The following is a 26,387-nucleotide window of genomic DNA, read 5'->3' on the forward strand; positions in this document are numbered from 1 at the left end:
GTCAGCCTCTACGGCAGATTAGGCGTCTGCGACCTTGCGGCCCTTGTATTCAAGGAACAGCGCGGTGCCGGCAGAGTCGGTAACGACCTTTGCCTGGTGCGGCAGGCTGTAGGTAACCTGGCCGTTTTCGATGGTCTTGACCAGGTTGGGGGCAGTTGCCTTCCACTGGGCACGGCGGGCGCGTGTATTTGCGCGAGACATTTTCCGCTTGGGAACAGCCACGGCTATCTCATTTCTCTCTTAGACGAACACTTACTAATCGGTTTGCCGGTCAGTCTTAGCCAGATCAGCTAGGGCAGCCCAGCGAGGGTCAATGACCTCGTGGTGGTGCCCCGGCTCGTCTTCCAGGCGCACTCCACATTCGGAGCACAGACCCTGGCAGTCTTCCCGGCACACCGGCTGGAACGGCAGCATAGTGACAACTGCGTCCCGCAACACCGGCTCAAGATCGATCAGATCGTACTCGACTCGACGTTGCTCTTCATCGTCTTCTTCGGCGGAAAGCTCAGCGCCTTCGTAGAAGAAAAGTTCTTGCACATTGACCTCAAGGTCATACGCAAGGGGATCCAGGCATCGACCGCATTCGCCGGTTACTTCGACGACCGCGGATCCGGATACCAGAATTCCTTCGTGTACGGCCTCAAGACGAAGATCGAGCTCGATATCCGAGCCTTCCTTTACGCCAATGAGCGCCACACCAAGGTCACTTGGTGCAGGTACATGCTCGTTGAGCGTCCGCATGGTCCCCGGACTGCGTCCAAGGTCCTTGACTACCAGCGCCAAGGGCGAACTTGCATCTCGCTTAATGAGAACTCCTGTAGAACATATGACCGACGTACCATCTTAGCCTGATCACGCGTGAGGACTCAAACCGGCACCAGGCGCGCAGAGGAGCGCGCTTGTTTCGGAATGGGGGACTCTGCGTGAAGGCGCAGGTACCCCACAAGCCTACCCTTTGCGCGGCGGTTCGCTGGGCGACTCGCCTGCAAGGAGCCTCTTCAACACAGACTTGGGCACGAAGTCGGAGATGTCGCCCCCGAGGACGTTGACTTCCTTGATCAGGGTTGATGACAGGTGCACATAATGCGCTTCGGCCGGCAAGAATACAGTTTCGACGCCGGTCAACTGCCGGTTCATGGTGGCCATCGGCAACTCATAGTCGAAATCCGAGGAAGAGCGCAGGCCCTTGACGATCGCTGAAATGCCCCTGCGGCGGCAATACTCAGCCAGCAGGCCCTCTCCCATGGGCTCGACGATGATGCCACGCAGGGAAGCCAGCGTCTCACGCGCCATCTCCATGCGCTCTTCGAGGCCGAACCGATACTTTTTGGCGTAGTTGGTGGACACGGCAACGATGACTTCATCAAACAGGCCGGCGGCCCGGGCAATGACTTCGAGATGTCCATTGTGGATGGGGTCAAAGGATCCAGGGCATACCGCGCGTCTCATGAGACGAACCTACCCCATCGCTTCACCGGGATACCATGGCTCCCATGGCATCAGCAGGCAGCAGCACCCCGTTAACCGGAACTACCACCGGGTCTCCGGCGCCCTGGAAACGGGCCGCGGTTGGAGCCAATTTGTTGTCCCCTGACGGGTGTCTGGGCGTCACCATCTTCGAGGAGATGACCACGTTGGCAATGGCCACCGGGGCCATCAACCTGGGCCAGGGATTTCCCGACGAGGACGGCCCCGCCGAAATCAAAGCCGCTGCTCAGGCTGCCATCGCCGACGGTGCCAACCAATACGCTCCCGGTAAAGGTGTCGCCGCGTTGCGGGAAGCTGTGTCCGCGCATCAGCAGCGCTTCTATGGCCTTGATCCCGATCCCGAGACAGAAGTCCTGGTCACCACTGGGGCCACCGAGGCCATCGCCGCCGCGCTGCTGGCCTTCGTCGAACCCGGCGATGAAGTCCTGACCTTCGAGCCTTTCTACGATTCCTATGGGGCCATCATCGGGATGGCCGGAGCCAAGCATGTCACCGCTCCCCTGTTGGCACCGGACTTCCTGCCCGACCTCGCAACGCTGGAGGCGTCCTTCAGCAGCAGGACGAAAATCGTCCTCCTCAACAACCCCCACAATCCCACGGGAGCAGTCTTTCCGAAGAGCGTGCTCACCAGGATTGTGGAACTGGCCGCTAAATACGGCGCCATCATCGTCAGTGACGAAGTGTATGAACACCTTACTTTCGGAGTGGCGCACATCCCGGTGACATCCCTTCCCGGTGCCGCCGAACGGACCATCACCATTTCCTCGGCCGGTAAGACTTTCTCGTTCACCGGCTGGAAGATCGGCTGGCTCACCGGACCGGCTCCCCTGGTGGCCGCAGTCCGCACGGTGAAGCAATTCCTCACCTACAGCTCCGGCACGCCTTTCCAAGGCGCGATCGCTGTTGGGCTGGGACTCCCTGACGCTTTCTATCAGGGCATTGCCGATACCCTCCGCCGTAAACGCGACATACTCGCCGAGGGTCTTCGTGCCGCCGGCTTCGGGGTCTACAACCCCAGCGGCACCTACTTCATCAATGTCGACACCGCCCCGCTGGGCATCCAGGACTCCGTTGATCTTGCAAGGCGTCTGCCTGGCCTCGTGGGCGTGGCCGCTATCCCCGTCCCGGTCTTCTGCCATCCGGAAGGCGCGGAACGCACCCGAAGCCTGCTGCGCTTCGCCTTTTGCAAAAAGATCGACGTCCTCGAAGAGGCAGCCGGACGGCTTGCAACCCTCAAGGACCGGCTGTGACTCCAAAGGATTCCGGCCATACCGGACGTTTCCTTCGAACCACCGGCCAACATGCCACCATCGAACCGGACCCGTTGGTGAAAGGCAGCTTCATCCTGAGCATCGGCGGCGCCGAACAATCACACGTGAACCTGGCCGCGCCGGAAGAAATCTTCTACGAATACCTTCGCAGGATCGGGCACATCGTGGATTTGGCCTCCGCTTCCGGAGAGCCAGTTCGTGCCCTTCATCTGGGCGCGGGAGCCCTGACCCTGGCCCGTTACATCCAGGCAACCCGCCCGGGCTCGGAACAGTACGCCGTTGAACTGGAACGCGAATTGCTGGACTTCGTCCTCCGCGAGCTGCCTATGCCCCAAGGCTCCCGGTTGACCACCATCATCGGCGACGCCCGCGACGCCTTGGCAGAGCTGCCCGCCGAGGCGCGGTTCGACGTCGTAATCCTTGACATCTTCTCCGGGCCCGAGGCTCCTGCCCATATCGCGTGCCGTGACTTCTACGAGGAAGCCGCCGCTCAACTGACTCCTGACGGCGTCCTGATAGTGAACGTTGGCGACGAGCCTGCGCTCACGCTCGTCCGGAGCCAAGTGGCAGCGCTGCGCCTGGCCATGCAGGACGTGGCCGCGTTCGCGGAAACAGGAATGTTCGCAGGCCGCTATCCGGGCAACATCATTCTGGCAGGTACCAGGAAGCCATGGCCTTCGGAGTGGACAGCCGAGCTGCTGGCCAGGGGGCCGCACCCTGCCACCGTCCTCCACGGCGTGGACCTGGACCGGATCAGCGGCTAGCTTAGGCTGGTTCGGCGAACCAGAGTTTTGTCTCCCCGTACTTCTTATCCGCGAAGCACTCCAAGGCCTCTGGCCATGCGGGTTCAGGACTGCGGGAACTGCGCTCCACCACCACCACGGCAGCGTCATCCAGGTGCGGCGCCAGTTTTTCGAGCACCGCGCTCAAGGCTTGCTCGTCCAAGGGATAGGGCGGGTCGAGGAAGACCAGGTCCCATACCGAAGAATCGGCGGCCCGTTCAAGGTAGGACTCAACTTTGGAACGGTGGACAGCAACCTTCCTGGCCCCCAAGCTCTGGTTGACCAGGTCCGCATTCCGCTGGCAGATGTCGCTGGCCCTCGCATCGAATTCCACGAGGTCCACGCTGCGCGCACCCCGGCTGGCGCTTTCAACGCCCAGCGAACCGGAACCGGCGTAGAGGTCAAGGACCCTGGCGTCGTCGATGACCGCCAAAGACTCCAGCCTCGAAAAAAGAGCCTCTTTGACGCGATCGGTAGTGGGCCGTGTGGCAGTGCCGGGAACACTTGCCAGGGGGTTTCCACCAGCAACCCCGGCGATAATCCGGCTCACTGGGCAACTCCCCGTAGACGCTGCCTGGGACTGCTAACCGCGTTCAAGGAACGCCTCCTTCTCGGGGTTCAAGTATTGGTCAATCGCAGCGGAAAGGGCCGGCTGGTCCTGCAATGCAGGATCCTGGCCTACCAAGGCCTGGGCATCGGCCCGTGCGCGGGCAATGATGTCCTCGTGCTCGAGTACCCGGAGCAACTTCAAAGTGGAGCGCCCACCGGACTGTGAAGCACCCAGGATGTCACCTTCACGGCGAAGCTTCAGGTCCTCCTGCGACAACTCGAAACCGTCGGTGGTGGAGGCAACGGCTTCCAGCCGACGGCGGCTCGGATGGCCAGGCTCCAGGGTGGTCACCAGGAGGCACGTGCCGGGAAGGCCGCCACGACCCACCCGCCCCCGCAGCTGGTGGAGCTGTGAAATGCCAAACCGGTCGGCATCCAGGATCACCATCAAGGTGGCATTGTGGACGTCCACGCCCACCTCGATGACCGTTGTGGAAACCAGCACTTTAGTCTGGTTGGAGGCAAACGACGCCATGGTTTCCGACTTCACCTGCGGGTCCTGCCGGCCATGAAGCGGTGCCACCGGCACGCCGCTCAGGGACGGCTCCTGCAAAAGGCTCTCGACGACGGCGGTCACCGATGCCAGCTCCCGGGCCGAACCTTCGTCCGCCAGCTCAGCGTCGCTTGGTTCCGCTTCCCCCGGACTGAAGTCGCCGTCGTCGTCCGATCCAATCTTGGGGCACACCACGTAGACCTGGTGCCCGGCGTCGACTTCCTCGCGGGACCGCTTCCAAATACGGTCCGCCCAACCGGGGTTTTCCGATAACCCCACCACATGCGTGGAAATGGGTGCGCGACCGGCTGGAAGTTCGTCAAGGATGGATGTCTCAAGATCACCGAAAACAGTCATGGCAACGGTGCGGGGAATGGGCGTCGCGGTCATCACCAACAAGTGCGGCGGCCGTTGGGCTTTAGCACGGAGCGCGTCACGCTGCTCTACTCCGAAGCGATGCTGCTCATCCACCACGATCAGCCCCAGGTCCTGAAAACTGGTTTTGTCGCTCAGCAGGGCGTGGGTTCCTATGACGATCCCGGCATTTCCCGAAGCCGCGTCCAGCATGGCCTGCTTCCTCGCGGCAGTGGGCATGGAACCTGTCAGCAGGGTCACCTGCACGGACTGTTGGGAGGGGTCGCCACCGAGCATTCCAGCGCCCCCAAACATGTTGTCACGGGCCAGGGGTCCGAGTGTGCGCCGAATGGAATCGAAGTGCTGGGCGGCAAGGACCTCGGTAGGGGCAAGGAGGGCAGCCTGGCCACCGGCATCGACCACCTGGAGCATGGCGCGCAGGGCAACGATGGTCTTGCCGGATCCCACTTCCCCTTGGAGGAGCCTGTTCATGGGGGTATCCCGGCCCAGCTCTTCGGCAAGCGTCTTTCCGACGGCGGACTGGCCGGCCGTCAGGGTAAACGGAAGGTTCCGGTCGAAGCTGGTCAGCAGGCCGTCGGCCGTGGGACGCCGGGCGGTGGCTTCCTCGGCTGCCAGCTGGGCACGGCGGCGGGCCAGGGCAGTTTGAAGGACCAAAGCCTCCTGGTAGCGGAAGCGTTCCTGCGCCCGCTGCCAATCCTTCTGTGTCTCGGGCGAGTGGATCAGGCGGTACGATCCGGCGACGCTGAGCAGGCCGTCCCTGGCGGAAATATGTCCGGGGATCGGGTCCTCCAACGCATCCAGATCCATGGTTTGCAGCAGGGAAGCAACCACCTTATGGATGGACCAACTGGTGAGCTTCGCTGTAGCCGGGTACACAGGTATCGGCATGGCCGCGAGCTTGGCCGGGTCCATGGAGTCCTCGGCCTCCGGATCCTCATCCAGCAAAAGGAAGTCCGGGTTTGTCAGGCCCAGAGACCCGCCGTAGCGGGTAACCTTGCCCGAAAACATGGCACGCCGACCGGCCAGGAGTTCCGCCTTCGCCCGGAAACCGTTAAAGAAGCTGACCTTCAGCGTCCCCGGAACACCCGACCCGCCGGCCTCATCGGTCACGACGACATCGGTGATGGAGCCACGCCGGGCCCGCATCTGCCGGGTGCTGTTGGAAACCACCCGGGCAATGAGCGTGACTTCCTCATCCAATGGCAGGTTGCTGATGGGAGTCAGTTCTCCGCGGCTCAGATAGCGCCGTGGGAAGTAGTTCAACAGGGCACCGCAGGTTTTGATTCCGAGGTGTTTCTCGATGACCGCCGCTGACCTCTTGCCGATCCTGCGCTCCAGCGGCAGCTCCAGCTCAGTACTCATGCCGTGGCAGGTCCGGCTCATCATGTCGCGGCAGGGCCAGTTGGCTGACGGCGATGTCGGAGGGTTCACCCAGCGAACGGATCAGTTCGACGGCAGGAGCGGGATCGGGGACGTGGACATGGACACGCCACCGGTAGCTTGCTTCCGTCGTGGATTCTTCGTCGTCATCGTCGCTGGGCTGGGCCCCGCCAACCTGGCTCATAATGACCGAATCCCCCATCTCGTCCAGCCGTTGGCGCAGGATGGCGGCGTTGAGCGGGGAAAGGCTGATGGTGCACATGACCTCCACGCCGTCATCTGCCGGCATGTGCTCATGAATGTGCGGATCCTGCAGCTTGTAGCCATGGAGGTCGTCCAGAAGCTCATCCTGCAGTTCCTCGCCCAATACAGCCGACCGGAGGCAATCCAGCACCAGCAGCATGCCCACGCCGCCGGCGTCGACCACGTGCGCCTCCTGCAGTTGGACCAGCTCATCCTCGGTGCGGAGAACAGCCTGGTAGGCAGAATCCACCACGGCATCCAGTGACAATCCGAGCGCATGGTTGCTGTCATCGCCGTCTTGTTCAGCGTCTACCCGCTGTGCGGCATGCGCAGCGGCCTCCAAGACGGACAGCATGGTTCCAGCCACAGGTTCGCTCAGTGCCGACCAGGCACGGATTTGGGCCCTGTTCAGAGCTGTGGCCAGAAGCGGTGCGCTGAGCCTGGTCTTGCCTGCCAAAGGCTCGGCTGCAGCGCACAGGAATACCGCGAACAGCGTTCCCGAGTTGCCCCTCGCCTGCTCCATGGCCGCCTGGCCGGCCTTCGAGAGCACGGCGCCAACATCATGGACGGCTTCGGCGATATCGGATGCCGTTGCCTCCAAAGCGGAGGCCGCAGCACGTACTGTGAGGTACAGGTTGGTTCCCGTGTCTCCGTCGGCGACGGGAAAGATGTTGATCGCATTGAGGCGGTCGCTGTGGTTTCCTAGGACCACTTCCGCCTTGCCGAGCCAACGTTTCATGGCGTGCGCATTCGCGGCGATCTTAGTCTGCAAAGTGATCCCATCCAACGGTGTCAGCAGCATGCCCGGCGATCCGGACGCCGCTGCCTGTCGGCTCGACAACGGCTTGAACTGAGCCTATCGCAGTGAAGCCCTGCGGCAGCTGAATTCCTGCTGGGAACGTAGCCAGCAAGCCATGGTCCTCTCCCCCGCCCAGGACCCAGGGCATCGCATCCCGGCCCAGCAATGAGGCTGCCGGTTCCAGCACGGCGGCATACTTTTTCAGCACGAGGGGATCGAAATCGAGCACGGCGCCGCTGGCAGTGGCGAGACGGCCGCCGTCGCGCAGTAATCCGTCGGAGATATCCAACATGGAGGTTGCACCAGCCTGGGCAGCAAGGGGGCCCGTCGCCAACGGCGGCAACGGCCTGCATTGGCGCTCCACGAAGGTCTTCAGCTCTTCGTTGAGGCTTTCAAAGGGAACATCGCTTTCAAGCAATGCCCAGCCTGCGGCCGCCAGCCCCAGCGTCCCGGCAACAGCTACGACGTCGCCCGCCCTGGCGCCGGAGCGCAGCACCGGTGCCATTCCGGCAAGCGTCCCGACGACGGCGACTGTCACCGCCAGCTCACGGCCGCGCCCAAGGTCACCGCCGGCAACCGAGCAATCCGGGGCACCCAACCCCACGATGGCCGCGGTCAGCCCATCCGCGAAAGCCTCCACCCACTCAACCGGCGTGGACGGCGGCATGGTCAGGCTCACCACAAGTGAAGCAGCGCTGCCGCCCATGGCATTGATGTCACTGAGATTCTGCGCCGCAGCCTTCCACCCGACGTCATACCCGGTGGTCCTGTAACCGTTGTTCCACTGAAGCCTGAAGTCCTGGTCCTGTGTTTGGGTGTCGATGGAAATCAGGGTGCGGCCATCCGGAGCAGCTATGAGGGCAGCATCGTCACCGGGTCCCAGCAGAACGCCGGCGCTGCTGTTCAGGCGGGGAAAGATCCGGGCAAGGAGCTCGGACTCCGAAAGGTCTTGGACGGTCAGTTGTTCTGCAGGCACGGCTCTACGCTATCGCGAACCCCTGACAGCATAACGATGCAGCGATCGGGTGCCGGCTGCACAGCAATGTGACCGGGGCTACCCGCGCCCGTTCGGCCGCTGCATGCGGGATAGGCTGGAGGGATGCATCGAAAGACCCTCCGCCGGACTGCGGTGGCCGTTTCCCTGGCCTCCGCATCCGTCCTCGCTTTGTCGGCCTGCTCACCTGCTGTTGACGTGACCGCCGCCGCGGACGCCGCCAACCCCGCCTGCGCCCCCATGATGGTGGCCCTGCCCGACAAGATCGGCGATGCTGCGCTCCGCAAGACAAACAGCCAGGCCACGGCTGCCTGGGGGGATCCCTCGCAGGTCATCCTCCGCTGCGGCGTGAACGTGCCCGGCCCCACCACGGACCGCTGCCTCAGCGTCAATGACATCGACTGGGTCATCAAGGAAGGCGATCCTGTCTACACGCTGACCACTTTCGGCCGTGTACCCGCCACGGAGATCCTGATCGATCCGGTCAAGTTGGAATCGGCGAACATCAGTTCCGCAACCGTCCTGACCGAGCTCGCGGCCGCCGTCGGAAAAATCAAGGCGACCGGCAAGTGCGTCGGCCAGGAAGACCTGCAGAACCTGCCTTCGAGCAAGTAGGCGCGACCTAGCGCAGGCCAGTCTTCCGGGTCAGTGCCAAGTGGATGAGTTCGTCGATGAGCTCTGCGTAGCCCAGTCCTGAGGCAGCCCACATCTGCGGGTACATGCTCTTGGGAGTGAAGCCGGGCATGGTGTTGATCTCATTGATGATCAGCTCTCCGGCAGGAGTGTAGAAGAAGTCCACGCGGCTGAGGCCTTCGGCACCCACGGCGTCGAAGGCGACCGCAGCCAACTCCCTCACGCGTGCGATTGCTTCATCCGGCATGTCGGCCGGGCAGCTGAGGGCAGCCGCGCCGTCCTCCACATACTTTGCAGCGAAGTCGTAGAACTGGTGTTCCCCGGCAGCGACGGCGATCTCACCCGGCATGGACGTGCGCGGCACATCGGTCCCGCGTCCCTGCAGGACCGCGCATTCGATCTCACGTCCAATGATCCCGGCCTCGATGACCAGCTTCAGGTCGTGGCGGCGGGCCTCTTCGACGGCGGCATCCAAACCTTCGAGCGAATCAACCTTGGAAATACCCATCGAGGAACCCGCACGTGCCGGCTTGACGAACACCGGGAATCCGAGCTTGTCCACGCGTTTGCGGACAGCCTCGGGGTCGGTCACCCATTCGCGGTCCGTCACGGCAATGTAGGGACCTACCTTCAGCCCGGCGGCCTCGAAGACCACCTTCATGAAGTGCTTGTCCATTCCCACTGCAGAGGCCAGCACACCGGCGCCGACATAACGCGTGTCGGACAATTCAAGGAGCCCCTGGATGGTGCCGTCCTCGCCCCATGGACCGTGCAGCAGGGGAAACACCACGTCCACGCTGCCCAATTCCTGCGGAACGGCATTGGGCTCTGTGACGATCAACTGGTGTTCGCCGCCGATTTCGGCCAGCGTGACGGTTTTGCCCGACGCCGCGACCTCGGGAAGGGACGTCGAGCTCAAGGACCACTGGCTGGTGTCGCCCGATGCCAAAACCCATTGACCGGACTTGGCGATGCCGATCGGGATGACCTCGTACTTGTTCGTATCGATGGCGCCCATGACACCAGCGGCCGTAACGCAACTGACAGCGTGCTCGCTCGAGCGGCCGCCGAAAAGGATCGCCACGCGGGGTTTGGCCTTCACGGCAGCGGGTTCTTCAATCACCATCAGTAGTCGCCTTCGGACTTCAGTGCCCGGGCCAGCAGTCGCGGCCCCAGGTCATCAACGGACATTCTGCCCTCAAGCACGGCCACTACAGCCGCGGTGATGGGCATTTCAACGTTCAACTTCCCCGCCAGTTCATGCACCGCAGGGCCGGACTTGATGCCTTCGGCAGTTTGCGTCATCTCTTCCGCCACCTGCTCCAGGCTTAGCCCTTCACCGAGCAGCCGTCCGGCGGTGTGATTCCTCGAAAGCGCAGACGAGCAAGTGGCTACAAGGTCGCCGAGCCCGGCAAGTCCAGCCATCGTGTGGGCATCGCCACCCATGGCCAGAGCCAGCCGCGACGTTTCGGCAAGGCCGCGGGTAATGACCGAGGCCTTCGTGTTGTCGCCCATTTGGCGGCCTTCACAGATCCCCACCGCCAAAGCGATGACGTTCTTGACGATGCCGCCGATTTCCACACCGACAACGTCAGTGCTGGTGTAAGGCCGGAAGTAGGGCGCAGTGCAGCACAGGGCAATCGCAGCGGCTGTGTCGGCGTCGCTGCAGGCCACAACGGAAGCTGTCGGCTGCTCCCGGGCAATCTCCATGGCCAGGTTGGGTCCGGAAACCACGGCAACGCGCGTCTCCGGGAGCCCAAGCTCCTGGGCAATCACTTCGCTCATGCGGGCATCCGTGCCCAGTTCCAGGCCCTTCATGAGGGAGACCACAACGGCGTCGGCGGCCAACAATGCCTTCCAGTCACCGAGCTGGGGCCTCAACGACTGCGCCGGTACAGCGAGGACCACCAAGGTGGCGTCTTTGAGCACTTCTTCCACGTCAGTGGAAGCGGTGATGGACGCAGGCAACTCAATGTCCTTCAAGTACTGCTCATTGCGGTGGGCTGAGTTGATCTGCTCCACTACCTCGGCGCGGCGTCCCCAGATGCGGATGCGGCGCTCGATACCGGCAGCTTCTGCTGCGTCGGCAAGGATTTTCGCAAACGTGGTGCCCCAGGACCCTGCACCCAGCACGGCAACTGTGGTGGGAACGAAGCCGGGGCTCCCGATCACGGTCACTTTCCAGCCTCCGGGTCCTCGGCTTCGGTTGGCGCACCTTCAACAAGGCGGCCATGCTTGCTCTGCTTGTGGAGCGCGGGGTCCCATCGCTCAGCCGGCGCTGCTTCGCCGCGGAGCGTTTCCAGGAGCGAGGTGATGGCGTCCATGATGACGTCGGTGGCTTCGGTGAGGGTGCCGCGGTCCAGCGGCCGGTCAACGAAGGAACTCAAATCCACCGGCTTGCCCACCAGGACCTTGACAGTCTTGCGCGGGAAGACATGGAAACGCTTGGCGTACCTGGGGAACACCTCCTGCGCACCCCAGTGCGCAACGGGAACCACGGGCGCTCCGGTCTGCAGTGCCAGGCGGGCAGCCCCGGTGTGGCCCTTCATCGGCCACAGTTCGGGATCGCGCGTGAGCGTACCTTCCGGATAGATGATGATGGCGCCACCGGCGTCCACCACCTCCTTGGCCAGTTGCAGCGAGCGGTTCGCTCCCGCCGTCGAGCGTTCAACCGGAATCTGATTCGTAGCACGCAACAGTCCACCCAGCACGGGCACCTTGAAGAGTCCCGACTTTGCCAGGAAGTGCGGCGGGCGCTTCTGGTTGTACACCATGTGGCCAACGACGATGGGATCAATCTCAGTGCAGTGGTTGGGCACCGCGATGAATCCACCGGCGGGAAGATTCTCCAGGCCTTCCCACTTCCTGGCCATCAACAGGTTCATTGCCGGGCGTGCAATACCCGCCAGCAACATGAACACGGCACGGCTCGTGGCCGATTCCTTCAAAGGATCCCCCGCTACTTGATGGTGGTGATGTCGAAATCGGCGCCCAGGGCGGCCAGCTTCTCGGTGAAGCGCTCGTACCCGCGGTTGATGATATCGATCCCGGTCACCTTGGATGTTCCCGTTGCAGCCAAGGCCGCAATGAGGTGGCTGAAGCCGCCGCGAAGGTCCGGAATGTCGATGTCCGTACCCCGGAGTGGGGTGGGGCCGGAGATCACGGCCGAGTGGAGGAAGTTGCGCTGGCCGAAGCGGCACGGCACGCTGCCAAGGCACTCGCGGTGCACCTGGATGTTCGCTCCCATCCGGGCCAGGGCTTCGGTGAAGCCAAAGCGGTTCTCGTAGACGGTCTCGTGGACAATCGACACGCCTTCGGCCTGGGTCAAAGCGACGACCAGCGGCTGCTGCCAGTCGGTCATGAAGCCAGGGTGCACGTCTGTTTCGAGGACCAGCGGAGTGAGCTTTCCACCCGGGTGGTAGAAGCGGATTCCGTCATCGCCGATGTCCATCCCGCCGCCGACCTTCCGGTAGGTGTTCAGGAACGTCATCATGTCGCGCTGGGAGGCGCCTTCAACGAAGATGTCGCCACGGGTCACCAAGGCAGCAGAGGCCCAGGAAGCTGACTCGTTCCGGTCCGGGAGCGCACGGTGGTTGTACCCGCGAAGGTCCTTGACGCCCTCGATGCGGATGGTGCGGTCCGTCTGGACGCTGATGATGGCGCCCATCTTCTGGAGGACAGCGATCAGGTCGATGATCTCCGGCTCGGTTGCCGCACCGATGAGCTCGGTGATGCCTTCGGCACGGGTTGCACTGAGCAGAACCTGCTCGGTAGCTCCCACCGACGGATAGGGCAGCGAAATCTTGGCACCATGAAGGCCGTGCGGGGCTGAAATGTGGATGCCGCCCGGACGCTTTTCCACGACGGCACCGAACTGCCGAAGCACATTCAGGTGATAGTCGATGGGCCGGTCGCCGATCTTGCAACCGCCAAGGTCAGGAATGAAGGCCTCGCCGATCGCGTGGATCAACGGCCCGCAGAGCAGGATGGGAATGCGGGAGTCCCCTGCATGCGCATCAATGGCCGTACTGGACGCCGTCTTGGCTTCCGTGGGATCCAGGGTGAGGTCACCCGTCACCGGATCCTTGACGACAGTGACTCCGTGCAGCTGCAGGAGGCTGGTGACAACCTCTACATCCTTGATTTCCGGCACGTTCCTCAGCACCGATGGTTCACTGCCCAGCAACGCGGCCACCATAGCCTTGGGCACAAGGTTCTTGGCACCGCGAACGGTCACTCGTCCGGTTAACGGGACGCCACCGCGGATTGTCAGAACACTACTCATCTATACCGGTTTCCTCACGACTACTCGCCCCCCAAACTGACAAAGGCTCCAGCTAAGCATAGAAGCTCACGTTACCGAACCGAAATGGACCCGCCCCGCGACACCCGGATCCGATGTCGGCAAAACCAGCGCAAAAAAGGACCGCCGGACCCTTTCGAAGGGGTTCGGCGGTCCTCTGCCAGCGTAATTTCCACTGATCCGTCAGCTGTCAGACAGCGTCCACTTTCGCCGGGAGAGTCCGCGGCTTGAACGAGGGCCGGGTGGCTTCGTAAGCGGTGATGTCTTCTTCGTGCTGGAGGGTCAGGCCAATGTCGTCCAGGCCTTCCAGAAGGCGCCAGCGGGTGTAGTCGTCGATCTCGAACGGTGCCACGACGTTTCCGCATTCAACCGTCTTGGACACCAGGTCCACCTTGACCTCGGTACCCGGATTGTTTTCCAGGACCTTCCAGATGAGCTCAATGTCGTCCTGCGCAACCTCAGCAGCGAGCAGGCCCTGCTTGCCGGAGTTGCCGCGGAAGATGTCAGCGAACCGTGAGGACAGGACGGCTTTGAACCCGTAATCCTTCAGCGCCCACACGGCGTGCTCACGGGAGGAACCCGTGCCAAAGTCGGGACCGGCCACCAGGACGGAACCGGCATTGAACGGAGCCTGGTTGAGGATGAAGGACTCGTCTTTGCGCCATCCGGCGAAGAGGGCGTCCTCGAAGCCGGTGCGGGTGATGCGCTTGAGGTAGACAGCGGGGATGATCTGGTCGGTGTCGACGTTGCTCTGGCGCAGCGGGACCCCGATACCGGTGTGGGTGGTGAATTTTTCCATGGGGATCCTCCTAGACTGCGGTTCCGGTCAGCGTTCCGGCCGACGCCGGTTCAAGATCCGACGGCGAGCTCAACGTTCCGCGGATGGCGGTGGCTGCGGCGACGACGGGCGAGACCAGGTGCGTGCGTCCGCCCTTGCCCTGCCGGCCTTCGAAGTTGCGGTTGGACGTCGAGGCACAACGCTCCCCTGGTGCCAACTGGTCCGGATTCATGCCCAGGCACATGGAGCAACCGGCGAAACGCCACTCGGCACCGAAGTCCTTGAACACTTTGTCCAGGCCCATGGCTTCGGCTTCCAAACGAACACGGGCCGAACCGGGAACCACCAGCATGCGCACGTTCGGGTCCTTCTCACGGCCGCGGATAATGTCCGCGGCTGCGCTCAGGTCCTCGATGCGGGAGTTGGTGCACGAACCCAGGAAGACGGTATCCACCCGGATGTCCTTCATCGGCGTCCCAGCTTCCAGGCCCATGTAGGTCAGCGCGCGCTCAGCGGCCAGCTTGGCGTTCTCGTCGCCGAAGTCTTCCGGGGACGGGACCTTCGCGGAGAGGGAAACACCCTGGCCCGGGTTGGTTCCCCAGGTCACGAACGGTTCCAGCGTGTCGGCATCCAGGTCCACCTCGACGTCGAACGTCGCGTCCGCATCGGTGTGCAGCGTGTTCCAGTACTCGACGGCGGCGTCCCAGTCGGCGCCCTGCGGCGCGTGAGGACGGCCCTTCATGTACTCGTAGGTGGTCTGGTCCGGAGCGACCATGCCGGCACGGGCGCCTGCCTCGATGGACATGTTGCAGATGGTCATGCGGGCATCCATCGACAACGAACGGATGGCCGAACCGCGGTATTCCAGGACATAGCCCTGGCCACCGCCGGTACCGATCTTGGCGATGACTGCCAGGATGATGTCTTTTGCGGTGACACCCGGACGCAACGTTCCCTCGACGTTGATCGCCATGGTCTTGAACGGCTTCAGGGACAACGTCTGGGTAGCCATGACGTGCTCGACCTCGGACGTGCCGATGCCCATGGCCAGTGCACCGAAGGCACCGTGCGTGGAGGTGTGGGAGTCGCCGCAGACCACAGTCATGCCGGGCTGGGTCAGGCCCAGCTGCGGGCCCACGACGTGCACGATGCCCTGTTCCTTGTCACCCAGCGAGTGCAGGCGCACACCGAACTCTTTGCAGTTGGCGCGCAGAGTCTCGATCTGCGTGCGGCTGGTGAGGTCGGCAATCGGCTTGTCGATATCCAGCGTCGGAGTGTTGTGGTCTTCCGTGGCGATCGTCAGGTCCACGCGGCGCAGCTTTCGGCCGGCCAGGCGCAAACCTTCGAAGGCCTGCGGGGACGTCACTTCGTGGACCAGGTGCAGGTCGATGAAGAGAAGATCGGGCTGGGCGTTGGCTCCTTCGCCTTCACCCTTGCGCACAACGTGCGCGTCCCAGACTTTCTCGGCCAGTGTCTTTCCCACGGCCTGCTCCCTTCACTGTTGGTTGTTCTACATCCACTGAAGCAGCACCGCTGCGAAATAGGCCAGCGAAACAACTTGCATCTCAGATATTGAGACGGCAATATCATTACATGGACAATTCTAGTGGAGTCGGTGTCATTGATAAAGCGGCCCAAGTGCTTGATGCCCTCGAGGCCGGACCAACGACACTTGCGCAGCTCGTAGCAGCCACCGGACTCGCCCGCCCTACAGTTCACCGCCTTGCCTTGGCGCTGGTGCACCACCGCTTGGTGAGCCGCGACATCCAGGGGCGCTTCGTTTTGGGAAGCCGCCTCGTTGAGCTGGCCTCCGCCGCCGGCGAAGACCGCCTGATCGCCTCCGCCGGCCCCGTGCTCATCCAGCTCCGGGACGCGACCGGAGAAAGCGCCCAGATCTTCCGCCGCCAAGGCGACTGGCGCGTCTGCGTGGCTTCGGCAGAGCGTCCCATCGGCCTCCGCGACACCATCCCGGTCGGCACCCAATTGTCCATGAAGGCCGGCTCGGCCGCCCAGGTGCTGCTGGCGTGGGAGGACCACGACCGCCTTTTGGAAGGACTGCAGAACGCCCGGTTCACGCCTACCGTACTGGCAGGAGTACGACGCCGGGGCTGGGGTCAGAGCCTCGGCGAACGCGAGCCTGGGGTCGCCTCTGTTTCGGCACCGGTGCGCGGCCCGTCCGGCAGGGTGATTGCCGCAGTATCGATCTCGGGCCCCATCGAACGGCTCACCCGCCAGCCCGGCCGCCTGCACGCCGAAGTCGTCTGCAATGCGGCGCGGGTCCTGACTGAGGCGTTGCGGAAGAACAACGACTAGCCATGGAAAGCTACGCCGTGTTCCTGCGGGGCATCAATGTGGGCGGTATCAACATCAAGATGGCCGATCTCAAGGCCGCGCTGCAGGACTACCCGTTCTCCAAGGTCAAGACCCTGCTGGCCAGCGGAAACGTCGTGCTGCAAAGCGGGCTCGGCGCCAAGGACGTCAAGGCACAATTCGAGAAGTGCCTTAGGGACTCCTTTGGCTATGACGCCTGGGTGGTAGTCCTGACAGCGGACCGCGTGGCCCAGCTGGTCGAGGCCTGCTCCTACCCCGCCGACGACAAGTCCACCCACAGCTACGTCACGTTGGCCTCTGACAGTGCCATGCTCGATGAGCTCTTCGAGGCCGGCAAAACCTTGGATGGCGTGGAACAAACACGCCTGGGACCGGAGGCGATGGCCTGGTTGGCCCCTGCCGGTGGGACGTTGGACAGCCCGTTCAGCAAGCTGTCCGCCAAACCGCGGTACAAGGCAAGCACCACCACCCGGAACCTCCGCACCCTGGTCAAAGTCAGGGACGCGGCCGCAGCCCTCTAGTCCTGCGGGCAACCTCTAGCCCCGGCGGGCAGCCTTCAGAGCAGCGTTGAAGGCTTTCAACCGCGTGATTTCCACCTCCACCGGTTCGACGATCCGCTGCTCAGCCACCACTGCCACTGCCGCATGCAAACGTTTCGACGCGCCAGTTGCCCTGATCCGTGCCGCCCAGCCACCCAGTACGCGTCCGGCAATCGCCAGCAGCACCCCCAGCGCGACTCCCCCGGCCACCATCAGGGTAGGCCACGGCCAACCCTCGGTCCGCGGAACCTCGGGCACGGGCATCTGGAAGTAGCCCAGGGCCGCCAGGACTCCGAGCCAGCCAAGTCCGCCGACGGCCAACAGGAGCGCAATCCACTGCAGCGTGTTGAACGGCAGCCACCACAAAGGACGTTTCGCCGTTTTCAGGTCCGTTCCGGCGATGGCCTGGTCCAGCGCATCCGGCAACTGCTCACGGCCGTCACGTGCGGTTGCACGGATTGCCGCACGCCAGGGACCGGGAGCGCCGGCTGAAGCCTCATCGGCAAAATCCCGGACGGCTGCGTCCGTCCGCGCACGCTGCGGCGCGCCGGCCGGGGGCAAGGACGTCCGGCTCAGCTCGGGTTTGGTGTCGTTTCGCCCCAGGTTCAGCCTCCGCAGGGGGTCGGGACGGAACCGCAGCAACCATCGCGTCACGGGCCACCCCGTCCTGCGCGCCGATTCCCTCCGGAAGGAACGCTGGACCGCATCCACCACCACCGGCACGTTGGCCGCCGTCGCCAACTCCTGGGCGAGGCGGGACTTGGCGCCACTGGTGATGCCCTTTGCTTCTCCGTCGCCGGACACCTCGGCCAATCCGGCGGCAGCCCTGGCAACATCCGCGGCCAGGCGTTGGGTCGTGGCGGCCCGCTGGACCACCACGTTCCTGATGGCAGCGCGGACGGTTGGTACGCCGTCGCCCGTTAAGGCTGACGCACCGATGACGCGGACCTTGTCCAAGCCGTCGCGCGCAAGTATCCCCTTCAGGGAGTCCATGACTGCGGCGGCATCGGGGGCGCTGAGCTTGTCCACCTGGTTCATGACGACCAGGGTGACAGCGCCGTGGGAAGCCATCGGGCGGAGAAACTCGTTGTGCACCGCTGCATCGGCGTATTTCTGGGGGTCCATGACCCACACCAGGACATCCACCATCCCGACCATGCGCTGGACAATTTCCCGGTTTTCCAGCCGTGTCGAATCGAAATCCGGCAGATCAAGGAGCACCAGCCCGGCGTCGTCGTGGGCAAAGCCCGGCACCGCCTGCAATACGTGACGCTCCTTCACTTCCAGCCAATCCAGCAGCGGGCCGCTGCCCTCTTCACCCCAGATGCCCGCCAAGGGCTGGGACGTTGTAGGCCTGCGCGCCGTAGCAGTGGCCACATCGCTGCCGGACACGGCGTTGAACAATGATGACTTTCCGCTGCCGGTGGCACCGAAGAAGCCCACCACGGTGTGTCCTGCCGACAAGGAACGCCGCGATGCCGCCCGCTCCAGGACGTCGTAGACGGATTGGAGCTCCTGGTCCGGAAGGACCCCCTCGGCCAGTTCCCGGGCATTGTTGAGGGCTTCGAGCTTTCGCTGCAGTTGGGATGATTCACGAACCTGGCTATGGCGGCTCATGCGGCCCCTGCCAGCCGGCGGAGGGCCTTGGCGTGCCGGTCGAGCTCATCTCCTGAGCCCGTCCGGACAGCATCGATCCGGCTGAGGAAGCGTTGGCGCTCATCGTCGAGGAGGCGCTGGCACTGGGCTTGCAGGTCCTGCCTGGCCTGCTGGGCCAGGCGACGGACCGCGTCCTCACCGAACACTGCTTCCAGCAGCTTCTGGCCGACCACAGCCGTCCCACCGGCGATGCCGATCTCCAGTCCGCTCAGTCCGGCCGTCATGGAGAACACCACCACCATGAGGGCGGCACCCAGTCCGTTGACGCCGAAGGACAACCACCGTGCTTGGGTCCGCTTGCCTTGGCCTTGCGTACGGATCATCTCCATCAAACCCTCCTGCCAGGTGCGAATGGCCGCCGCCGCCTTGGCGTCAAAGCCCTCGCTGGTCCCGGACAGGTCATCGGTACCAAGGAGCTGGCGGCCCGCAGGGTCAGAGCGCCAACGCCTGTCGACGTTTTCGGCCGCATTCGCCGCTTCGTCCAGGATCACGGCCTGGAGTCCTGTTTCGATAGCGGTCTCCACCTTCACTGCCGGAGCCGGTTCGCCGCGGAAGAAGGCGCCCATCCGGTCCCGCATACGTCCGATGTTCTGTTCAAGGCTGCGGAAGAACTCCCCCGTTCCCACGAAGTCCTGCCATCGGGCAAGTACTTCGCCGCGTAGCAGTGCCCCGTCCTTCGTAGCATCCAGGATGCGGGCCAGTGCGTGTTCATATTCGTCCTCGCACGAACGCCCGAGGTCACGTGCTGCGGTTTCCTGCGCACTGGCGGCTGCCGCAACGCCTTCCAGTCGGTGGCTCACTGCTTTGACGGCACCGTTGAGTGTCCGACGGGCGACCCCTGCACGGCCGGCCGCATCGGCAGCAAGAGCTCCCAACCACAGCCGCAGGGGTTCCACCGATTCCGCCGGGAGCATGCCCAGCCCGTCCAAGGCGCTCTCCGGCACAACGAAGAGCTTTGCGTCGCCGAGTCCTTGCCGGTCCAGCATCGCCTGCAAATCGGTCCTGACTTCCTCCTCCGCTGCCGGCGGCACGCGGTCCAGGACCACGGCCACGGTGATGTCCCGCGAAGCCGCGTCCAAAAGCAGCCGCCACGGAACGGCGTCGGCATAGCGGTTGGCGGTGGTGACAAAGATCCAAAGGTCCGCGGCAGCCAGCAGCTGCCCCGCCAGCCGGCGGTTGTCGTCGGAGATGGAGTCCACATCCGGGGCATCCAGGAGCGCTATGCCTTGGGGCACCGTGTCATGCGCGGCCAGCACCAACGACGTGATCGCTTGCGGATCGGGAGCCGCGCCTGCCTGGTTGGCCGGAACGGGAACCGACGACACCGTCCCGCGGATCCGCTGCAGGCCGGGAAGAATCCGTTGTCCTTCGAACCACTCAGCGTCCTTGGGGTGGTGAAGGAGGATGGGCTGGCGGGTTGTGGGCCTGATAGCCCCCGCACGCGTCACGGGAAAGCCCACCAGGCCGTTGACCAGCGTGGACTTCCCTGCCCCGGTTGAACCGCCGACGACGGCCAGCAGCGGCGCGTCCAGGCTGCGGTAACGGGGAATGATGTAGTCCTCCAGCTGCGCCAAGGACTCCCGGATCCATTGGCGGGCTTCGTGCACCTCAGGCACTGCAAGGGGAAGGGCGGTGGCAGCGAGTTCGGCCCGGGCAGCTTCCAGAGTCCCGACGGCGACCGCCGCCCCTTGTGGGGCAACGCGCGGCTCGGGGCTGGCCCGGGAGGCTGACGGGTCTTCGTGTGCAGTCACAGCATCATCATGCCAGCCCCAACTCCCGTAGGAGCGAGGGGCAGGCGCAAAGGGCAAAAAGAAATCCCCCGGAACCAAAGTTCCGGGGGATTTGCTTGTGACCCCAGCGGGATTCGAACCCGCGTTACCGCCGTGAGAGGGCGGCGTACTAGGCCGCTATACGATGGGGCCTTGCACTTTTTTATCACCGTTTCCGGCGATCAAGCTGAATGAGTATTTCATACTTTCAGCTCTGCTCCAAATCGCTTTCGCGGCTTGGAACTTCCGAATTTCCAGCGTATTCACGCGGATTTTCAGAGCTGGGATACCAGGACTCGAACCTAGAATGACGGTACCAGAAACCGTAGTGTTGCCAATTACACCATATCCCAAAGTGACTTTCGGACCGGAGTTGCCCGCCCCGGTTTCCCTTGGCTTTTCCCTCCGTGCCCCTCAGCACGAGTAATGACTCTACCGGAGTCTTGCCACCTGCACAAATCGATAGGGCGTTACCTGCATCACACGGAAAATCAGGCGGTTGCAGGAGCCTTGGCCAGGAGCTGCCGGAGCGAATCCACCTGGCGCCCGCTGAATTCCTCCACCTCTTCGCCCACCCTGTTGAGCCACACGCCCACCAGGCCGGCCGCCGTCGCGCCATCGGCGTCGAGCAAGCGGTTGTCGCCTACGTAGAGGGTCTCCCCCGGCGTGGTGCCCAGAAGACGCACACCCTCCAGGTAGATCGCAGGATCCGGCTTGGCGACACCCACGGTGTCGGTGCCGACCAGGATCCTGATCCGTTCCAGGCCGGCGCCGTCCAACTTTGCACGCTGGTAGTCGTGGACGTTGTTGCTCACAGCGCCATAAGGGACTCCCGCAGCATCCAGGGCGTCCAGCACTTCTTCGACGTCGCTGAAAGCCCTCACATAGGCCGTCTGGCGTTTGTGGTACTCAGCCACCCAGGCCTGCGACTCCTCGCCTTCTTCGAGCTCCACGCCAAAGTGTCCCAGGGCAGCGCGCCCCCGGAGCAGCCTCTGCTCGTTGAAGGTCAGCTCCCCGGCCAGGTAGCGGTCATAGAAATGCGTGGTCTCATGCGTGAAGATGCGGCCGAACTTCACCCACCCGGCCTGGTCCAGGCCGGGCAGGAGATGTTCACTGACATCACGCAACGCGGTCGTCATGGCGTACTCAAGGTCCACCAAGGTGTCATCGATGTCGAAGAGGACACCGCGGATAGTGCCAAAGGAAGTTGCAATAGCCATGACGGGTGCTGCTCCTAGCCGCGGAAAGCGCGAACGCGGGCCAAGGAGGAATCCTTGCCCAGGATCACCATGGACTCGAACAGCGGCGGGGAAATCCGGCGGCCCGAGATCGCCGTCCGCACAGGTCCAAAGGCAGCGCGGGGTTTGATGCCCAAATCTTCCACCAGCGCCTGCTTCAGCGCGGTCTGGATGTTCTCCGCCGTCCATTCTTCGATGGGTTCCAGAGCGGCCAGGGCCGCGTCCAGAACTTCCTCGAGGTTCGCCGGCAGACCCTTGCGGGCGTCGTCGGCGATGTCGATGGCGTCATCGGCCTTGAACAGGAAGGCAAGCATTTCCGGAGCCTCGCCGAGCAGGGTGATGCGCTCCTGGACCAGCGGTGCGGCCTCGGCAAGGATCTCTTCCTGCCGGGGGGTGAGGATCTCGCCGACGAATCCGGCAGCGCGGAGGTAGGGAACCAGTCGCTCCTTGAAGTCCTCGGGCGCAAGCATCCGGACGTGGGTTCCGTTGATGGCCTCGGCCTTCTTCAGGTCAAAGCGCGCCGGGTTGCCCAGGACATCGTGGATGTCGAAGTTGGCCACGAGCTGCTCGACCGTGAAGATGTCCTGGTCCGCGCTGAGCGACCAGCCAAGGAGTGAAAGGTAGTTAAGGAGGCCCTCCGGGATGAAGCCTCGTTCGCGGTGCAGGAACAGGCTGGATTCGGGATCGCGCTTGGAGAGCTTCTTGTTGCCCTGGCCCATCACGTACGGCAAGTGGCCGAACTCCGGCATGTACTCGGCCACACCGATTGCGTACAGCGCACGGTACAAAGCAATCTGGCGCGGCGTGGAGCTCAGGAGGTCTTCCCCGCGCAGGACATGCGTGATTCCCATGAGCGCATCGTCCACCGGGTTCACTAAGGTGTAGAGCGGAGCTCCGTTGGCCCTGACCACTGCGAAGTCGGGCACCGAGCCGGCCTTGAAGGTGATCTCACCACGGACGAGGTCGTTGAAAGTCAGGTCCTCGTCCGGCATGCGCAGGCGCAGGACGGCTTCCCTGCCTTCGGCCTTGAACTGGGCAAGCTGCTCTTCGGTCAGGTGGCGGTCGAAACCGTCGTAGCCCAGCTTGGGATCACGGCCGGCAGCCTTGTGGCGGGCTTCGATCTCGTCCGGAGTGGAGTACGACTCGTAGACGTGTCCCCCGGCCTTGAGCTTGGCGATGACGTCCTGGTAAATATCGCCGCGCTGCGACTGGCGGTAAGGCTGGTGCGGACCCCCGACTTCAACGCCCTCATCCCAGTTGATGCCGAGCCACTTCAGGGCATCAAGCAGCTGGTGGTAGCTCTCCTCGCTGTCGCGGGCAGAGTCCGTGTCCTCAATGCGGAAGATCAGCTTGCCACCAGTGTGGCGGGCATAGGCCCAGTTGAACAGTGCGGTGCGGATCAGGCCAACGTGCGGAGTGCCGGTCGGTGACGGGCAGAAGCGGACGCGGACCGGGGTCTCGGCGTTGACGGCAGGGATGGCGCTGGAGGCAGCGTTCGACGCAGAAGCAGTAGTCATAGTAGTTCCAACTTTACCGCTTGGGATCGCCTCGGTTTCCCGGATTAAAGCGGACGACGGCGGTTGTCGCCTTTCCTGCGAAAGGCGACAACCGCCGTCGTGCTTTGCCCGTGCGCTGCCTAGCGGCGGACGACCGGGTTGGACAGGCGTCCGATGCCTTCGATCTCGACCTCGAAACGGTCACCTTCGCTGACAAGACCGACGCCGGCCGGGGTTCCGGTCATGATGACGTCCCCGGGGAGCAGCGTGAATGCGTGCGAGACGATCGACACGAGCTCGCGAACGCCACGGATCATCTGGTTGGTGCTGCCATCCTGGCGGAGCTCGCCGTTCAGCCGACCCTGGATGGAGAGGTCTTCGTGGTCGAGCTCTGTTTCGATCCACGGCCCAAGCGGCGCCGACGTGTCGAAGCCCTTCGCGCGCGCCCACTGGAGGTCCGTCTTCTGCACATCGCGGGCCGTGAGGTCGTTACCGCAGGTGTACCCGAAGATGACATCGTCCACGCGGTCTTCCGGAACGTCCTTGCAAATGCGGCCGATCACGACGCACAGCTCAGCTTCGAAGGAGACTTCCTCCGAGAACTCGGGAAGGATGATGGGATCGTTCGGACCGATCACCGAGGTGTTCGGCTTGAGGAAAAGCAACGGCTGCTGGGGTACTTCGTTGCCGAGTTCCGCAGCGTGCTCAGCGAAGTTGCGGCCAACGCCAATAACCTTGCTGCGCGGAATGATCGGAGCCAGGAGCCGAACGTCTTCCAGCTTGTGCTTCACGTGGGTACGTTCGACGCCGTTGAAGAAGGGGTCGCCGTTGATGACAGTGATTTCCTCACTGCCGGGCTCGCCTTCGACAACGCCGTAAAGGGGATCAGAATCAACTACAAACCGGGCGATACGCATGAGCTCAAGCCTACAGTCACGGCCTAGCTTCGGAGGTAATCCAGCTGTGCAGCGACCGACGTCTCAGCCGCCCACCGGACGGAAGGATCGACGTCGGCATAGACGACGTCCGTGACCTGCGCGATGCTGGCGTCCCGGCCAACCTGCTTGAGGGCTGCCCTGATCTGGCCAAGGCGTTGCTGGCGATGATCGCGGTACTCACGGCACTTCTCATCGACGGCGGGCAGAACCGGTCCGTGGGCCGGCAGCAGGGTTGCCGCGCCGAGGGCTTCGAGGCGATCCAGACTGTGAAGGTAGTCCCCCAGCCGGCCGTCCGGATAGTCCAGCACCGTTGTGCCGCGGCCAAGAATGGTGTCGCCGGTGAGCACCGATCCCCGGGGCCCGTCATCCGGCAGGTGGAAACAGACTGAATCCGAGGTGTGGCCGGGGGTTGCCAGGACCCGGATTTCGACGCCGCCGGCGTTCAGGACCTCACCGTCGCTGAGCTTCTCTCCCCCGTGGCAATGCTCTTCCAGGGCTGCCCGGACGGGTGCGCCCGTGAGTTGGTGGAAGCGGGCGGATGCTTCGGTGTGGTCCGCGTGGCGGTGGGTGATGAGGACGACATCGACCACGCCGGCGGCTGCCAACTCCGCCAGGTGCTTCTCATCGCTCGGGCCCGGGTCCACAACGGCCACATGGCCGGAACCCGGCACTCCGATCACATAGGAGTTCGTGCCGTCGAGGCTCATCGGACCAGGGTTTGGAGCGAGCCGGAAACGCGTCAGTTCGCTGCTGCGCTGCAGGGAAGAAGTGCCGTCGGTTGGGGACGGGCCATCCGGCGTCGCCATTGGTTCAGAAGTCACCATCCCATCTTGGCACTACTTCCAACCCTCCATCACATCCCCGCCCCTTCACCCCAACCCTCAATCACACCAAGACCGAGGCCCAAGGACGCCCGGGACGTGAGCGAGCGTCTGGATCAAACCGGCGGGACGTGAGCGAGCGTCTGGGTCAAACCGGCGGGACGTGAGCGAGCGTCTGGATTAAACGGGTGGGATGTGAGCGAGCGTTGGAACGCACGACGGCGGCCGGTCACCATCGCGATAAAGGTGACCGGCCGCCGTCGAGGGTTCGGTTGGCTAGACCAGGCGGGTCAGCCAGCCGTGGGTGTCCTCGACCGTTCCGGTCTGGATGCCCAGAAGCTTTTCGCGGATGGCCATGGTGGTTTCTCCGGCCTTGGCATCTTCGGCACCGATGAACTCGGTTGCATCCTTGAGGACACCGATCGGCGTGATCACAGCTGCCGTGCCGCAAGCGAATACTTCGGTGATCTCACCGGAGGCAACGCCGTCGCGCCACTCGTCCAGGGTGATCTTGCGCTCGGAAACCTCGCGGCCCATGTCCTTGGCCACCTGGATCACCGACATGCGCGTAACGCCCTCGAGGATGGTGCCGCTGAGGGCGGGAGTCACCAACGAACCGTCCTTCATGACGAAGAAGACGTTCATTCCGCCGAGCTCTTCCACGGCGTCGTCGTTGAAGTGGTCCAGGAACAGAACCTGCTTGCAGCCGTTGGCCTCGGCTTCCTGCTGCGCGATCAGCGAAGCGGCGTAGTTGCCGCCGCACTTGGCCGCACCCGTTCCGCCGCGGCCGGCACGGGCGTACTCGCGGGAGATCCAGATGGATACCGGCTTGAGCTCTCCGCCGAAGTAGTTGCCGGCCGGAGACGCGATTACGCGGAAGGACACCTCGCGGGCAGCCCGGACACCCAGGAAAGCCTCTGTGGCGATCATGAATGGGCGAAGATACAGGGCTTCGCCGTCGCCGGAGGGAACCCATTCCTGGTCTGCCTGTACGAGTTCGCGGATGGCGCCCAGGAAGTACTCTTCGGGCAGCTCGGGAAGGGCAAGCCGGCGGGCCGACTTGTTCAGGCGCGCCGCGTTGGCTTCCGGGCGGAAGGTCCATACGGAACCATCGGCGTGCCGGTAGGCCTTCAGTCCCTCGAAAATCTCCTGGCCGTAGTGCAGCACGGCGGCCGACGGGTCCAGGGAGATGGGGCCGTAGGGCTCGATCCGGGCATTCTGCCAACCGCCATTGCCATCGGCGTCGACCTTGTAGTCGACGACGGCGGTGTGGTCGGTGAAGTAGTCGCCAAAGCCTGGGTTCGCCAGGATGGCCGCACGCTCCTCAGCAGGCTTCGGGTTTTCCGAGAGCTGCTGGCTGAATTCGACGCCATGGGCAGTCTGAGTCATGTTTCCTCCACAGTCAGCTACCTGGCATGGCGAACCGGGCACCAAAGGGTGTGGTTCAGCGA

Annotated in this window: 25 protein-coding genes and 2 tRNA genes; 5 read left to right on the forward strand and 22 right to left on the reverse strand. The window is 63.7% G+C overall.

The annotated features are described in order from the left end of the window. Positions 1 to 18: 18 nt before the first annotated feature. The 3 genes from rpmF to coaD form a co-directional block, all read right to left on the reverse strand. A complete protein-coding gene (gene rpmF, locus N5P29_RS12570) occupies positions 19 to 222 on the reverse strand; it encodes a 50S ribosomal protein L32 (protein ID WP_011775139.1) in 204 nt (67 codons plus the stop codon). Positions 223 to 255: 33 nt separating this feature from the next. Continuing rightward, entirely contained in the window at positions 256 to 783 is a 528-nt protein-coding gene (locus N5P29_RS12575) for a YceD family protein (protein ID WP_262275266.1), read from the reverse strand. 165 nt (positions 784 to 948) lie between these two features. Beyond that, positions 949 to 1,449 carry a pantetheine-phosphate adenylyltransferase gene (gene coaD, locus N5P29_RS12580; protein WP_144659968.1) on the reverse strand — a complete coding sequence of 167 codons (501 nt, stop codon included), beginning with the start codon at positions 1,447 to 1,449 and terminating at the stop codon, positions 949 to 951. A 35-nt stretch (positions 1,450 to 1,484) separates the two neighbouring features. Between coaD and N5P29_RS12585 the strand changes: the two genes are divergently transcribed. Both N5P29_RS12585 and N5P29_RS12590 read left to right on the forward strand, forming a co-directional pair. Then, on the forward strand, positions 1,485 to 2,738 hold the full coding sequence (locus N5P29_RS12585) for an aminotransferase class I/II-fold pyridoxal phosphate-dependent enzyme (RefSeq protein ID WP_262275267.1): 1,254 nt from the start codon (positions 1,485 to 1,487) through the stop codon (positions 2,736 to 2,738). After that, complete coding sequence (locus N5P29_RS12590; RefSeq protein WP_262275268.1) at positions 2,735 to 3,523, forward strand: spermidine synthase; 789 nt, start codon at positions 2,735 to 2,737, stop codon at positions 3,521 to 3,523. Before N5P29_RS12585 ends, N5P29_RS12590 begins: the two co-directional genes overlap by 4 nt. A gap of 1 nt (position 3,524) precedes the next feature. Here N5P29_RS12590 and rsmD read toward each other — a convergent pair whose 3' ends face one another. From rsmD to thiL, 4 genes are read right to left on the reverse strand one after another with little or no spacing between them, the layout of a single operon-like run. Continuing rightward, positions 3,525 to 4,091 (reverse strand): 16S rRNA (guanine(966)-N(2))-methyltransferase RsmD, encoded by a 567-nt coding sequence (gene rsmD / locus N5P29_RS12595; RefSeq protein WP_262275269.1) that lies wholly within the window; start codon positions 4,089 to 4,091, stop codon positions 3,525 to 3,527. 33 nt (positions 4,092 to 4,124) lie between these two features. Continuing rightward, positions 4,125 to 6,380, reverse strand: a complete 2,256-nt coding sequence (locus tag N5P29_RS12600; RefSeq protein WP_262275270.1) for an ATP-dependent DNA helicase RecG — start codon at positions 6,378 to 6,380, stop codon at positions 4,125 to 4,127. Then, positions 6,370 to 7,380 (reverse strand): DAK2 domain-containing protein, encoded by a 1,011-nt coding sequence (locus N5P29_RS12605; protein ID WP_262275271.1) that lies wholly within the window; start codon positions 7,378 to 7,380, stop codon positions 6,370 to 6,372. The genes N5P29_RS12600 and N5P29_RS12605 overlap by 11 nt, the downstream gene beginning before the upstream one ends. 22 nt (positions 7,381 to 7,402) lie before the next feature. After that, the gene (gene thiL / locus N5P29_RS12610) at positions 7,403 to 8,416 is read right to left on the reverse strand and encodes a thiamine-phosphate kinase (RefSeq protein ID WP_262275272.1); all 1,014 of its coding nucleotides are present in this window, start codon (positions 8,414 to 8,416) and stop codon (positions 7,403 to 7,405) included. 123 nt (positions 8,417 to 8,539) lie between these two features. Here thiL and N5P29_RS12615 point away from each other — a divergent pair, with 123 nt between their 5' ends. After that, on the forward strand, positions 8,540 to 9,049 hold the full coding sequence (locus N5P29_RS12615) for a DUF3515 family protein (protein WP_262275273.1): 510 nt from the start codon (positions 8,540 to 8,542) through the stop codon (positions 9,047 to 9,049). Positions 9,050 to 9,056: 7 nt separating this feature from the next. Here N5P29_RS12615 and N5P29_RS12620 read toward each other — a convergent pair whose 3' ends face one another. The 6 genes from N5P29_RS12620 to leuC form a co-directional block, all read right to left on the reverse strand. Next, the gene (locus tag N5P29_RS12620; RefSeq protein WP_262275274.1) at positions 9,057 to 10,193 is read right to left on the reverse strand and encodes a D-alanine--D-alanine ligase family protein; all 1,137 of its coding nucleotides are present in this window, start codon (positions 10,191 to 10,193) and stop codon (positions 9,057 to 9,059) included. Continuing rightward, positions 10,193 to 11,245 (reverse strand): NAD(P)H-dependent glycerol-3-phosphate dehydrogenase, encoded by a 1,053-nt coding sequence (locus tag N5P29_RS12625; RefSeq protein ID WP_262275275.1) that lies wholly within the window; start codon positions 11,243 to 11,245, stop codon positions 10,193 to 10,195. The genes N5P29_RS12620 and N5P29_RS12625 overlap by 1 nt, the downstream gene beginning before the upstream one ends. Beyond that, positions 11,242 to 12,015 (reverse strand): lysophospholipid acyltransferase family protein, encoded by a 774-nt coding sequence (locus N5P29_RS12630; protein WP_262275276.1) that lies wholly within the window; start codon positions 12,013 to 12,015, stop codon positions 11,242 to 11,244. The genes N5P29_RS12625 and N5P29_RS12630 overlap by 4 nt, the downstream gene beginning before the upstream one ends. An 11-nt stretch (positions 12,016 to 12,026) precedes the next feature. Beyond that, entirely contained in the window at positions 12,027 to 13,352 is a 1,326-nt protein-coding gene (gene murA, locus N5P29_RS12635) for a UDP-N-acetylglucosamine 1-carboxyvinyltransferase (RefSeq protein WP_144659958.1), read from the reverse strand. A 208-nt stretch (positions 13,353 to 13,560) separates the two neighbouring features. Next, positions 13,561 to 14,169, reverse strand: coding sequence for a 3-isopropylmalate dehydratase small subunit (gene leuD / locus N5P29_RS12640; protein WP_262275277.1), 609 nt, complete (start codon positions 14,167 to 14,169; stop codon positions 13,561 to 13,563). A gap of 10 nt (positions 14,170 to 14,179) precedes the next feature. Beyond that, complete coding sequence (gene leuC, locus N5P29_RS12645; RefSeq protein WP_262275278.1) at positions 14,180 to 15,631, reverse strand: 3-isopropylmalate dehydratase large subunit; 1,452 nt, start codon at positions 15,629 to 15,631, stop codon at positions 14,180 to 14,182. 110 nt (positions 15,632 to 15,741) lie between these two features. Here leuC and N5P29_RS12650 point away from each other — a divergent pair, with 110 nt between their 5' ends. Beyond that, the gene (locus N5P29_RS12650; protein ID WP_014922101.1) at positions 15,742 to 16,461 is read left to right on the forward strand and encodes an IclR family transcriptional regulator; all 720 of its coding nucleotides are present in this window, start codon (positions 15,742 to 15,744) and stop codon (positions 16,459 to 16,461) included. A gap of 2 nt (positions 16,462 to 16,463) precedes the next feature. After that, positions 16,464 to 17,000 (forward strand): DUF1697 domain-containing protein, encoded by a 537-nt coding sequence (locus tag N5P29_RS12655; RefSeq protein ID WP_262275279.1) that lies wholly within the window; start codon positions 16,464 to 16,466, stop codon positions 16,998 to 17,000. A 15-nt stretch (positions 17,001 to 17,015) separates the two neighbouring features. Here the strand turns inward: N5P29_RS12655 and N5P29_RS12660 are convergent, their stop codons facing one another. The 9 genes from N5P29_RS12660 to N5P29_RS12700 form a co-directional block, all read right to left on the reverse strand. After that, entirely contained in the window at positions 17,016 to 18,635 is a 1,620-nt protein-coding gene (locus tag N5P29_RS12660; protein ID WP_262275280.1) for a GTPase, read from the reverse strand. Beyond that, complete coding sequence (locus N5P29_RS12665; protein ID WP_262275281.1) at positions 18,632 to 20,425, reverse strand: dynamin family protein; 1,794 nt, start codon at positions 20,423 to 20,425, stop codon at positions 18,632 to 18,634. Before N5P29_RS12665 ends, N5P29_RS12660 begins: the two co-directional genes overlap by 4 nt. Positions 20,426 to 20,523: 98 nt before the next feature. Beyond that, a tRNA-Glu gene (locus N5P29_RS12670) sits at positions 20,524 to 20,596 on the reverse strand. 128 nt (positions 20,597 to 20,724) lie between these two features. Further along, positions 20,725 to 20,796, reverse strand: a tRNA-Gln gene (locus N5P29_RS12675). 138 nt (positions 20,797 to 20,934) lie between these two features. Beyond that, a complete protein-coding gene (locus N5P29_RS12680; RefSeq protein WP_262275282.1) occupies positions 20,935 to 21,663 on the reverse strand; it encodes an HAD family hydrolase in 729 nt (242 codons plus the stop codon). A gap of 14 nt (positions 21,664 to 21,677) precedes the next feature. Further along, entirely contained in the window at positions 21,678 to 23,198 is a 1,521-nt protein-coding gene (gltX, locus tag N5P29_RS12685; protein ID WP_262275283.1) for a glutamate--tRNA ligase, read from the reverse strand. Between the two features lie 119 nt (positions 23,199 to 23,317). Beyond that, positions 23,318 to 24,094 (reverse strand): fumarylacetoacetate hydrolase family protein, encoded by a 777-nt coding sequence (locus N5P29_RS12690; protein ID WP_262275284.1) that lies wholly within the window; start codon positions 24,092 to 24,094, stop codon positions 23,318 to 23,320. A gap of 23 nt (positions 24,095 to 24,117) precedes the next feature. Then, entirely contained in the window at positions 24,118 to 24,921 is an 804-nt protein-coding gene (locus tag N5P29_RS12695) for an MBL fold metallo-hydrolase (RefSeq protein WP_262278573.1), read from the reverse strand. A 291-nt stretch (positions 24,922 to 25,212) separates the two neighbouring features. Then, positions 25,213 to 26,325 (reverse strand): branched-chain amino acid aminotransferase, encoded by a 1,113-nt coding sequence (locus tag N5P29_RS12700; RefSeq protein WP_262275285.1) that lies wholly within the window; start codon positions 26,323 to 26,325, stop codon positions 25,213 to 25,215. Positions 26,326 to 26,387 lie beyond the last annotated feature (62 nt).

It is taken from the genome of Paenarthrobacter sp. JL.01a (assembly GCF_025452095.1).
In the GTDB taxonomy this organism is placed as follows: Bacteria; Actinomycetota; Actinomycetes; order Actinomycetales; family Micrococcaceae; genus Arthrobacter.